General features: G+C 44.6%; 7 protein-coding genes. All 7 read left to right on the forward strand.

All coding sequences use genetic code 11. The features are described from left to right. Positions 1 to 5: 5 nt before the first annotated feature. Positions 6 to 3119, forward strand: a complete 3114-nt coding sequence (locus LRP50_RS19320; protein ID WP_274166091.1) for an error-prone DNA polymerase — start codon at positions 6 to 8, stop codon at positions 3117 to 3119. 539 nt (positions 3120 to 3658) lie between these two features. After that, entirely contained in the window at positions 3659 to 5425 is a 1767-nt protein-coding gene (locus LRP50_RS19325; RefSeq protein ID WP_274166092.1) for a DUF1800 family protein, read from the forward strand. Positions 5426 to 5482: 57 nt separating this feature from the next. Further along, on the forward strand, positions 5483 to 6961 hold the full coding sequence (locus tag LRP50_RS19330; RefSeq protein WP_274166093.1) for a DUF1501 domain-containing protein: 1479 nt from the start codon (positions 5483 to 5485) through the stop codon (positions 6959 to 6961). Positions 6962 to 7628: 667 nt separating this feature from the next. Continuing rightward, positions 7629 to 8048, forward strand: coding sequence for a D-ribose pyranase (gene rbsD / locus LRP50_RS19335; RefSeq protein WP_274166094.1), 420 nt, complete (start codon positions 7629 to 7631; stop codon positions 8046 to 8048). A gap of 86 nt (positions 8049 to 8134) precedes the next feature. Then, positions 8135 to 9457 carry an L-fucose:H+ symporter permease gene (gene fucP / locus LRP50_RS19340; protein WP_274166095.1) on the forward strand — a complete coding sequence of 441 codons (1323 nt, stop codon included), beginning with the start codon at positions 8135 to 8137 and terminating at the stop codon, positions 9455 to 9457. Between the two features lie 48 nt (positions 9458 to 9505). Further along, positions 9506 to 10510, forward strand: a complete 1005-nt coding sequence (locus LRP50_RS19345) for an aldose 1-epimerase family protein (RefSeq protein ID WP_274166096.1) — start codon at positions 9506 to 9508, stop codon at positions 10508 to 10510. Between the two features lie 200 nt (positions 10511 to 10710). Next, positions 10711 to 11631, forward strand: coding sequence for a ribokinase (gene rbsK / locus LRP50_RS19350; protein WP_274166097.1), 921 nt, complete (start codon positions 10711 to 10713; stop codon positions 11629 to 11631). The last annotated feature ends 2 nt before the right edge of the window (positions 11632 to 11633 follow it).

The following is an 11633-nucleotide window of genomic DNA, read 5'->3' on the forward strand; positions in this document are numbered from 1 at the left end:
TCAACATGACAAATAGCCCATCAGCTCAACACCCTTGGTTTGGCGAGTTACATTGTAAAAGTAACTACAGCTTTTTAACGGGAGCATCTCACCCTGAAGAGTTGGTCTTTCGCGCTGAAACCTTGGGGTATAAAGCCCTCGCCATTACTGATGAATGTTCACTTGCTGGCGTAGTACGTGCTTACACCGCTATTCGGGATCAGCAACTCTCGCTCACACTCATTGTCGGATCGGAAATCACATACCAAGGAGAAAAATTGATTCTGCTTTGCCCGAGTCGAACGGCTTATGGCGAATTGGCGCGGCTGATCACCCAAGCACGTATGCGCAGTGAAAAAGGGCATTATCAAGTTATGAGTGATGATTTTGACCATATCAAACACTGCCTGTGTATTTGGCTTCCAACGCTTGATCACGAACAAAACAACGAGAAAATGCCTTTCCAACATTGGCTAAAAAACAAGTTTGATGAGCGGCTCTGGATTGGCGCTGAACGTCTTCTACTGCCTGATGAATCCCGCTACCTTACCTTGATAGAAACACTGGCTAGCTCACTCGCCCTGCCAATCGTGTGCACCAATGATATTCTCATGCACCACCCAAGACGCCAGCCTCTCCTTGATGTGCTAACTGCTATTCGTTTAAGAAAGCCGCTTCATGAGTGCGGACTGTCACTGCCTCGCAATGGAGAGCAAGCGCTAAAGCCTCTCGACAAAATCACTAAGCTCTATCCGCAAGCGTGGATACAAGAAACCGCCAGCATTGTTAAACGGTGCAACTTCTGTCTAAGCGAATTACGCTACGAATACCCTGCAGAGTTAGTTCCCGATGGGTACACGGTTAGTCATTACCTTCGCCACCTTGTTGAACAAGGTATCAAACTGCGATTTCCGGACGGCATTCGCCCTGATATTCGCGCCATCATTGAAAAAGAATTGGTGCTCATTGCGGAGCAAAAATATGAATTCTTTTTCCTCACCATTTACGACATTGTTCAGTTTGCCAAATCACAGGGGATTTTGTACCAAGGGCGGGGATCGGCGGCGAATTCAGTGGTGTGTTACTGCCTAGAGATCACTGCGGTAAACCCCGACAAAGTTAATGTGCTATTCGAGCGCTTCATTTCCAAAGAACGCGATGAGCCCCCTGACATTGATGTGGATTTTGAACACGAGCGGCGTGAGGAAATCTTCCAGTATATTTACCAAAAATACGGTCGTCAGCGCGCCGCACTAGCTGCCACCGTGATCACTTATCGGTTTAAAAGTGCATTTCGAGATGTCGGAAAAGCATTAGGCATCAACGAAACACAACTCGATTACTACATCAAAAACCTTAACCACAGGGACAAAGAGCTCGATAAGGCCGAGCAACTCAAAGCGCTAGGATTAGACATTGAGTCTCATCACGGGCGTTGGTTATTGGAATTAGTGGAAGAGATACGCGGGTTTCCTCGCCATTTAAGCCAACACGTCGGTGGGTTCATTATTTCCGCTGGGCCATTGTATGAACTGGTTCCTATTGAAAATGCCGCCATGGCAGAACGAAGCGTGATCCAATGGGACAAAGACGACCTCGAATCTCTAGGATTACTCAAAGTCGATATTCTGGCTTTGGGTATGCTAAGTGCTATTCGCAAGGCATTTGCGATAATTCGCCAGCATGATAAACGTGCCTTATCAATCTCAGACATTACTGCCATGGGAGACGACCCACAAGTCTATCAACAGCTACAAAAGGGCGATTCCGTGGGTGTTTTTCAGGTGGAGTCCCGTGCGCAAATTAACATGCTGCCAAGGCTGAGACCCGCCTGCTATTACGATTTGGTTATACAGATAGCCATCGTGCGTCCTGGTCCAATCCAAGGGGACATGGTGCATCCTTACTTAAAACGTCGCTGGGGGAAAGAAGCTGTTTCCTATCCCTCAAAGGAGGTTGAGTCTGTACTTTCTCGCACCATGGGAGTGCCTATCTTTCAGGAGCAAGTGATTCAACTCGCCATGGTGGCTGCGGGCTTCAGTGGCGGTGAAGCGGATCAACTCCGTCGTGCCATGGCGGCATGGAAGCGCAGTGGTAAGCTCGCACCGTTTCGCGAAAAGCTAATCAATGGGATGCAAGAACGAGGTTACGATATCGCGTTCGCGGAACAAATATTTAAGCAGATACAAGGCTTTGGTGAGTATGGTTTTCCCGAATCCCACAGTGCTTCTTTTGCTGTATTGGCATATACCTCGTCTTGGCTCAAACATTACTATCCGGTTGCCTTCTACTGCGCCTTGCTCAACAGCCAGCCCATGGGGTTTTATAGCCCCTCCCAGCTACTTCAAGATGCCAATCGTCATGGTGTGAAAATCCTACCGGTATGTGTGAACTGCAGCGATTGGGATCACCAACAAGTTGTAGAGAACCACCAATACGCACTACGTTTGGGTCTTCGTCTTATAAATGGCTTTTCTGCGCAAGGGGGGGCATTACTTCTTTCCCATCGACCCATTCACGGCTTTCAGCACATCAATGAACTGCGCCAATGTGGTATGAACAGGGGTGATCTCCAAGCACTCGCCAGTGCTAATGCCACGCAGGTTCTTGCTAACAATCGCTTTTCGGCGCGATGGCAAATGATGGACGACACCCACACTCTGCCATTGCTTGCGAATACCGCGCCTACAGATAATGACATACAAACCATTCAATCCCCCACTGCCATTGAGGATGTAATTGAAGACTATGCCGCAATCGGGCTCACGCTGGGTAAGCACCCCATTGCGTTATTAGATGAAAGTGGGAAATTGGGAAAGCATCGCCTTGCCAGTGAACTCTCCACTGTCAAATCCGGATCTGCCGTAACAGTTGCTGGGATCGTGACTGGTCGCCAACGACCTGGTACCGCAAGTGGCGTCACTTTTATGACCTTGGAAGATCAAACCGGCAATATCAACGTGGTGGTGTGGTTAGCAACAGCAAGAGCGCAGAACACCCCGTTTGTCACAGCCAAAATATTAAAGATAAAAGGAATACTCGAACGCGAAGGTGAAGTCGTTCATATCATCGCAGGCCGTTTAATCGACATGACGTCAGCACTTGATCAGCTACTCATACAAGCGAGGGACTTTCATTGAGCGGTATAGACTGGCGATGAATCAGCCGAAGTAACCAGCAACAGACACATTTTAATTGCCAAAAAAAGCATCGACATTTTCAACACCAACACAACGGTTAGAAAATTATTCAGTAAGAAATTTAATATAATTATTTTTGAACATCGTAAACTTTAATGCTTCAACATTATTCGCACCCTCCCAAAGACTTCACTTAATCATTAAAGTCTCGTTCTTGACTCCTGATACATATCATTCTTAACTTTCAAACACCTTTTCTATAATCCAAATTTAATTTGTCAACATTTATAATATGTCTCATGTTGCATGAGAAACCATGGGCTTATATCCACAAATACCAATCTCATTAATGTCCACATAATTAGACACTTTATTATTGACCGATAATTATTGTGAAGTTAGAGTTCAAAATTATTCAATTTACACTGGAGTTGGTGAACTAACTTTCACTCGAACATACTAAAAGACTCCCCTGTAATATCTCGTCTAATTCCAAATCAGACCAACGGATAAACAATCACAAATGGGACATCAATATCATGAGTAATGCAATGCTGAATTTTTCTATCCGACCGCGTACTTTAAGGTGGTTAGATCTATGCACTTTCGGACCTAAAAAAGGTGAAAGCGTAGACTTGTTAAATGAAAGCACGGTGACTTGGTTCAATGACCAAGTTAGCCTTGATGAATCATCACATGAAACACAAACAGAACTACAAATTGGAGACGGGGTCGAATCAGACGCAAGGATTCGTGCATGGCTGGATATTGCTTTTTATAAACCCGACCAACTTAGACAACGTATCGCCTATGCACTAAGTCAGATTTTCGTTGTTTCCGATAAAGATGCCGAGCTGAGTGGCAGACAAACTGCACTGGCAAATTACTATGACCTACTGGTAAAGAATGCTTTTGGTACATACAAAGATCTTCTTCGTGATGTTACTCGCTCGCCAGTCATGGGGCATTACCTAACCATGGTTAACAACTCAAAAGATAACCCTGATGAAAACTATGCGCGAGAAATTCTCCAGTTGTTTTCTTGTGGACTTCATGAGAGGGAAATTGACCATAACTTAGATGGGCTTGAAGCCACTTACAAACTTGATACCGATAACAAACGTATCCCTTGTTATACCGAAGATGACATTCGTGAACTAGCTCGAGTCTTCACAGGTTGGGTGAGAAATAATGATAGCTGGCATACCCCAATGATTCAGTTAGAAGACTCCGAAATCCGTGATTCAGAATCCAAGAGTTTATTTAATGGGACACTTTTTTTTAATGCTGGTAATGAAAATTATGACGAAAATGAAGGTATAGACAATAGTGAAACAGATTTAGAAATACTACTAGAGGCTCTACAGAACCATCCTTCCACCGCGATTAATATCTGCTATAAACTCATACAGCTTTTGGTTACATCAAATCCGAGCAGTGCTTACTTACAGCGTATCGTGGATGTGTTCAATGATGGCACGGAAAAACTCGTAGAACTGGGCGACCCTGCTCCAGCGGCTGGAGAAGAGAAAGGCCAATTGAAAGCTGTTATTTGGGCAATTATTTCTGACAATGAAGTTTATACTGCTCCTCCAACATATATGAGCAAAATTCGGGAGCCTTGGTTGTCGCTTGTATACATATATCGTGCCTTGAATGTCGACGTACTCCCTAACGTTGGAAATGGTGGGGACCAGTCTAATAAAAGAATTAAAAACAATTTGAGCTATTCCAAAACATGTAACCAATACCCACTTGGTTCTCCTTCTGTTTTTAATTTTTACTTACCTGATTATCAGCCAGTCGATTTGTTACCTTTTGAGTACAAAGATAGTAGCTTGACTTCACCGGAACTGCAGATAATGGATTGGTCACACATTGTCTCTGTTCAAAATCATATATTTGGCATGTTTAATAGGAATATTTCTTATGGCGAGGGAATCACCAATACAAACACTTGCCTAACTTCAAGTGATGGAGGGATTTATAACACCTATCAGAAGTTGCTATTTGTTGACATTGGGCCTTTTTATAATGCCGTTAAAGTGTCAGATAAAATTGGGTTTGTGAATGCCGTCTCAACTCGGTTTTTTAACTCTCTCATGCCAAAAGATTTAGAAATCCAAATTATTGATGCATTCCCACGCGGAGATTTATCAGTGCAAGCCTCGAACTGGACACAAAGACTACTTTCGTTAGCTTTATCGTCTCCATACTTTCATGTGCAACAAAACCTAAATTCATTCCCTTATAGAACGACACTTCCTGAGCCTGCTGGTAGCGGTTATGTCAACTGCAATATCTAGAGCCTTTTTGCAGATAAACACTCTTAGCAAAGTGATCAAAAAATTTGGAGATTTAAAATGAAAGTAACAAGACGAAATTTTGTTCGAGGAATTGGCGCAACGGGTTTAGCTACTATGGTTCCCAGCATTAGCTTCAATGTGAATGCATCAACCAATGGCGATGAAAGCAATGGTGATTACAAAGCTCTAATTTGTGTTTTTTTGAAGGGTGGGAATGATTTTTTCCATCAAGTTGTGCCCAATGTTATTGAAGGCGACAACAATGTTTATAGCAAATATACTCAGAGAAGGAGCGCTTTTCTTCCCACCTCAGAAAGTACGAATGAACCAACGATAGAAGGTCAATACTGGGATGCTCAGCTTAAAGATGAAAACGGAAAATCCATCTTTATTCATAATGATATGAGTGAATTATCAACACTTTTCCAAACTGGAAACGCAAATGTCGTGCTTAATGTCGGCACTTTACTTCAAGACACTAACAATCAAAATCTGAGTACTGCGAAGCTACCTAGCAACTTGTTTGCACATAATAAACAGCAAGAAGCGTGGCAGAGAAGTTTCCTTAATAGTGACGGAGATGAAAGTAAAAACGGTTGGCTCGGTAGAGCAATTGATGAAATTCAGGACGATATAGACGGTGCAATTTCCAATAACTTCTATGGCGGTCCGCATGAGCTAATGGATTCTGAAAAAACTGAAGCGGTATACTTGAGTAAAAGTGGCTTCGACCCACTTCGCTTATCATTTGGAAGAATGGGGACGTATTACCAAAATATTTTTGGTATCAATTACCTTCACAGTCCGTCGGCGAGTTCCGTTTCACATCCTTCACCGTTAACAGCTGCTTATGCGAATGCGATGAAGAGTGCCCATTTTTACTCTGATAAATTGAGATCTATTTTTTCATCGAGTGACGTGCAGCCTGATGAATCCATTTCCTATAAATCAGGGAACACAGAATCTAACTTTGCTCTTCAGCTAAGAGCGGTAAGGCAAATGATTCAAGCTAGGAAATGTCTTGGGGGGACAAACGGAACCCGCCAGGTGTTTTTCGTTGAATTAGGCGGTTTTGATACTCATGCAGAACAAGAGCTAAGACAAAGTGATCTGATGAAAGAGTTTTCAACCGTGACTAATTTGTTTTATGCGTCTTTAGGAACCATGAAAGATAGCGTCATGACAGGTACTTTGTCGGAATTTGGTCGAACTATGCATACCAATGATAGAAACGGGACAGATCATGGTTGGGGAGGAGGACAGTTTCTCTTTGGCCCCACTGTTGCACATCCAATTGAAGATGATATTGAGTCGAGAAGGTGTTTTGGCAAATACCCCGATTTCGATGAGGCAAGTGATGATGATAACGGTGAGGGTAGACTTATCCCTAAGATTTCTCATGAAGAATATGCGGGCTATATGCTGAATTGGTTAGGCCTTGAAGCTCATCAGATTCAGGAGGTATTTCCTTTACTGCGCAACGATCCGCATTTTGAAGTTATTTCCGCATCCGGCGTTGTAAACAACAATCTATAAGTAATCTTGGCCGGGGGTACCCCCGGCCTTTGTGTTCTAGAGTGTGTAGCGACTACTCGAACGACTTCATTCCTTATCGATATCTCAACTTATAATCTTTCAAGACAAGCGCTAATTTTTATGGAGTGGTCTATTCTGCGGGTATCCTGCCAACTGGGGTTCAAGTCAGTATCGAACAAGAACAGGTATTTATTCGGAACAGGAAACGAATGATTTCCCCTCCCTGAAAACATCGCTCACTTTGCCAAATCAGGAGTCATTTTGTATTAAAGAACAGACTCTGCTGAACATTCAGTGGTGTGTTAGCACCTAGAGGTAACTTCGGTAAACTCAAGCAAGGTAAATTCCCTGTTCGATAGTTGTATAATTCGTGTTATCTAAAAATTTATTGCTTTCACACTGCTTTTCCCTTTCTTAACACTCTTTTCTTCTACTAAAAGCTCAGCCGCAAGCCCAGCGATATGATCAGTATCTCAATAATCTATCCAAAACTGCCGCCAGAAAGATCGAAATCACACATATGACGGAAGCTTAATGCAAAGCCAATCTAGAGGAATATCATCCCATCGAAACGTTTCGATGAGCTTTGTTCGATGAACAAAACAGCACGATTTGTCGCTCATCTTCTATTCAATGTTGCAAGACGTGTAACCGAAAGGTCGATGTAATGAAAAAAACAACTCTAATAAATTCTGATATTTCTTATTTGCTAGCGACGCTGGGCCATACCGATGAGATCACTATTTGTGACGCGGGTTTGCCTATTCCCGATGCTGTTTCTCGTATCGACTTAGCGCTTACGCATGGCGTACCGAGTTTCATTGATACCGTTCGAGTAATCCTCACAGAGTCTCAAATCGAAGGGGTTGTGATGGCGGAAGAGTTTGCGACAGTGAGCCCTGAGCTATACCAAGCGCTCATGACTGAGCTAGAAGCAGAACAAGCGCGTTGCAACAAAACATTCAATATCCAATATGTCACTCACGAGCAATTCAAGTGCCGCACGCACGATAGCAAAGCGGTGATTCGCACGGGTGAATGTACGCCTTATGCCAACGTGATTTTTCAAGCTGGCGTTGTTTTCTAAAGATTCCAAAAAACAAAATTTAAACGACAACCTGTTGCCGAAGGTGGCGAGTCACTGAATGTAACGGGAAGAATGGAAGGTACATAATGTTTATTCGAAATAATACCGTGCAACATGCCGACGGATTCCTGAACAAAACGCCAATATTCCAATTTTTACTGCTGTCTTCTGTGTTTGCATTGTGGTCTGCGGCAGCGGCGCTGAACGATGTCTTAATCACACAGTTTAAATCGATTTTTGATTTGTCTAACTTTGCATCGGCATTGGTGCAATCGGCTTTCTACGGTGCTTACTTCCTAGTGGCTATCCCTGCCTCTATGGTTGTGAAGAAAACTTCGTATAAGCTGGCAATACTGCTGGGCTTAGCACTGTATATTTTTGGCTGCATGATGTTCTTCCCTGCGTCCCACGCGGGCACTTACACCATGTTCTTGGCCGCAATTTTCTGTATCGCGATTGGTTTGTCGTTCCTTGAAACCTCGTGCAATACCTATTCTGCGATGATTGGTGAGCCAGAGCGTGCCACGCTTCGTCTGAATGTTTCTCACACCATCAATGCGATGGGTTACATCATCGGTCTATTGCTTGGTAAGCACCTTATCTTCCAAGAAGGTGTCGACGTTGGCCACATGATGGCAACGCTATCAGGCCCAGAGCTAGAAGTGTTTAAAGAACAAGTGCTGCAACAGACACTAGAGCCTTACAAGTGGTTGGTGGGTGTGATCGCGACGGTGGCAATCCTTATTGCGGTAACGGAATACCCGAACTGTAAAGCGGTGTCACACAAGAAAGATGACCAGCCATCATTTGGTGAAACCTTGGCATACCTTGCTGGCAATGCACGTTTCTTCAAAGGTATCGTGACGCAGTTTGCTTACGTGGGTATGCAAGTGGCGGTGTGGTCATTCACCATTCGCCTCGCGCTTGAAATGGATTCAACCATGGTTGAGCACGATGCAGCCAACTACCTGCTTTATGCATTTATTATGTACTTCTTAGGTAAGTTGCTAGCGAACTACTTATTCACTAAGACCTCGCAAGAAAATGTCTTGATGGGCTACTCAGCGGTTGGTGTTTTCTGCTTAATCTACGTCACGTTTGTGCCTAACTTCAGCGCGGTATGGGTTGCTGTGGGTACATCAGCACTATTCGCACCATGCTGGGCAACTATCTTCGCGTCGACGCTGCAATCGGTTGATACACGCTACACAGAAACTGCGGGCGGTTTTGTGGTGATGTCCATCATCGGTGGCGCAGCGATTCCTGTCGTACAAGGCTTGATGGCGGATCACATGGGCATGCAAACCTCATTCATCGTCAACGCCGTCTGTTTTGCGGGTGTGTTCTGCTACTTCTTCAGTGAGAAGAAATACAAGCAAACCTTTTCTTACACGGCAGCGACAGCATAATTGAATAGAGTGGTCACTCTACGAGGGTGACCACTTTTTGAGGTGACTATGTTTACTATTCCACTTTACAAAGAGCAGTTCCGCAAAGAGAAAGTGCTGATTGCACAATCAGATTCCTTTGAAATCTACTCCTTCATTTACAACTCCGGCATCCACGCCGTAGAGATCAAAAACGCAAAAGGCCACCTCGTTATCTTGCCATTTATGGGACAAATGATTTGGGACGCTGAGTTTCTTGGTACCGATTTGTGCATGAAAAACATGTTTTCAGAGCCGAAGCCGGCGAAAACGATTGTTGAGACGTACGGATGTTTTGCGTTCCACGCAGGTATGATTCGCATGGGGTGTCCAACACCTCAAGATGACCATATGCTGCATGGCGAGATGCCTTGCGCAGCGATGGACAGTGCTTGGCTCGAAATCAGTGATACTGCGGTCACAATGAAAGGCAGCTATGAGTATGTGATGGGCTTTGGCGACCATTACTTGGCGCAACCGTCAGTTTGCTTAGCAAAAGATGCCAGCATGTTTGATATTCAAATGAAGGTGAAGAACCTCGCGACCGTGCCAATGCCACTGCAGTACATGTGCCATATCAACGCCGCTTACATTCCCGATGCGGTGATGACACAAAATATCCCTGACCACGCCTTTAAGCTACGCGAAACGATTCCTGCTCATGTTCAGCCAAACGAACAATGGCTCGCGTATAATGAGACATTAAATACCACAGCCCCTATTCAAACCCTGAACACGCCGGACATGTACGACCCAGAAATTGTTTACTGTATCGATGGTATTTCACAATACGCAAAACGCGCGGTATTCAACATGACCATTGGTGACAAACAAATGGTGACGGAGTTTAGTACCGATGAATTCAATAGTGCGACACGCTGGATTTTGTGCAGTGGTGATCAGCAGGTCGCGGCGTATGCTCTGCCTGCTACGTGTCGCCCTGAAGGTTTTTTAACCGCCAAAGAAAAAGGCACGTTAATTTACTTACAGGCGAATGAAGAGCGCAGCTTTACGGTGCGCACGGGCATTCGTTAACGTCCCGATATTTATCTTCTTTGCTCTCTTCTCAGCGCACGAATAGCGCCTGTTGGGAAGAGAGCAAAAAAGGAAAGATAGATAGATAGAAAATGTCTTTGGTTTTCTAGCTGAAGCGCGTTGAAAAACCAAAGGCTTTTTAAAAGTCATCTTAATACACAAAGTTCGAAAAACGTTCCTCGAGAACCAAGGATTACCCAATGAACAAGTTAGTTGTGCTAGGCAGTGTAAACGCAGATCACGTTCTTCAAGTCCCTTCTTTTCCTCGTCCTGGTGAGACTTTACATGGTCGCAACTACCAAGTTATTCCGGGCGGAAAAGGCGCAAACCAAGCCGTGGCAGCCGCACGTTTGAATGCTGACATCGGCTTTATTGCATGCGTGGGCGATGACGCATTTGGGATCAACATCCGTGAAAGTTTCCGCTTAGACGGCATTAATATCAGCGGGATAAAGATGCAGCCAAATTGCCCAACGGGTATTGCCATGATCCAAGTGTCAGACAGCGGTGAGAACAGTATCTGCTTGTCAGCAGAAGCAAATGATTACCTCACTGCGGATGCCATCAGTGATGATTTGGCGACGATTGCTAACGCGCAATACTTACTCATGCAATTGGAAACGCCGTTAGAAGGCATTGAGCGAGCCGCTCAGGTCGCCAAAGACAATCAGACGCAAGTCATTCTGAACCCTGCACCAGCACGCGCGCTACCTGATGCGTTATTGCAAAATGTGGATGTTATTACCCCAAACGAAACCGAAGCGGAGGTCTTAACCGGCATCACGGTTCAGTGCGATGAATCCGCGCAGCAAGCGGCGAACATTTTGCACCAAAAAGGCATTACGACAGTGATGATCACGCTTGGAGCAAAAGGGGTTTGGTTGAGCCAAAATGGTGTGGGTCACTTGATCGCAGGATTTAAAGTAGAAGCGACAGATACAACGGCAGCCGGCGATACCTTTAATGGAGCATTCGTCACTGGTTTGCTCGAAGAAATGCCTATAGAATCAGCCGTTAAATTTGCTCATGCCTCCGCCGCGATCAGTGTCACTCGCTTTGGCGCGCAAACGTCCATTCCTCATCGTGAAGAAGTTGAGGCGTTTCTTACTAAGCAGTATTGAGG

This window comes from Enterovibrio gelatinilyticus, from assembly GCF_028683095.1.
GTDB classification, from domain to species: domain Bacteria; phylum Pseudomonadota; class Gammaproteobacteria; order Enterobacterales; family Vibrionaceae; genus Enterovibrio; species Enterovibrio gelatinilyticus.

Excerpts from the sequence above, each read along its gene's own strand:
- LRP50_RS19320 (WP_274166091.1), top strand. The coding sequence starts at position 6 with ATGACAAATAGCCCATCAGCTCAACACCCTTGGTTTGGCGAGTTACAT.
- LRP50_RS19325 (WP_274166092.1), top strand. The coding sequence starts at position 3,659 with ATGAGTAATGCAATGCTGAATTTTTCTATCCGACCGCGTACTTTAAGG.
- LRP50_RS19330 (WP_274166093.1), top strand. The coding sequence starts at position 5,483 with ATGAAAGTAACAAGACGAAATTTTGTTCGAGGAATTGGCGCAACGGGT.
- rbsD (WP_274166094.1), top strand. The coding sequence starts at position 7,629 with ATGAAAAAAACAACTCTAATAAATTCTGATATTTCTTATTTGCTAGCG.
- fucP (WP_274166095.1), top strand. The coding sequence starts at position 8,135 with ATGTTTATTCGAAATAATACCGTGCAACATGCCGACGGATTCCTGAAC.
- LRP50_RS19345 (WP_274166096.1), top strand. The coding sequence starts at position 9,506 with ATGTTTACTATTCCACTTTACAAAGAGCAGTTCCGCAAAGAGAAAGTG.
- rbsK (WP_274166097.1), top strand. The coding sequence starts at position 10,711 with ATGAACAAGTTAGTTGTGCTAGGCAGTGTAAACGCAGATCACGTTCTT.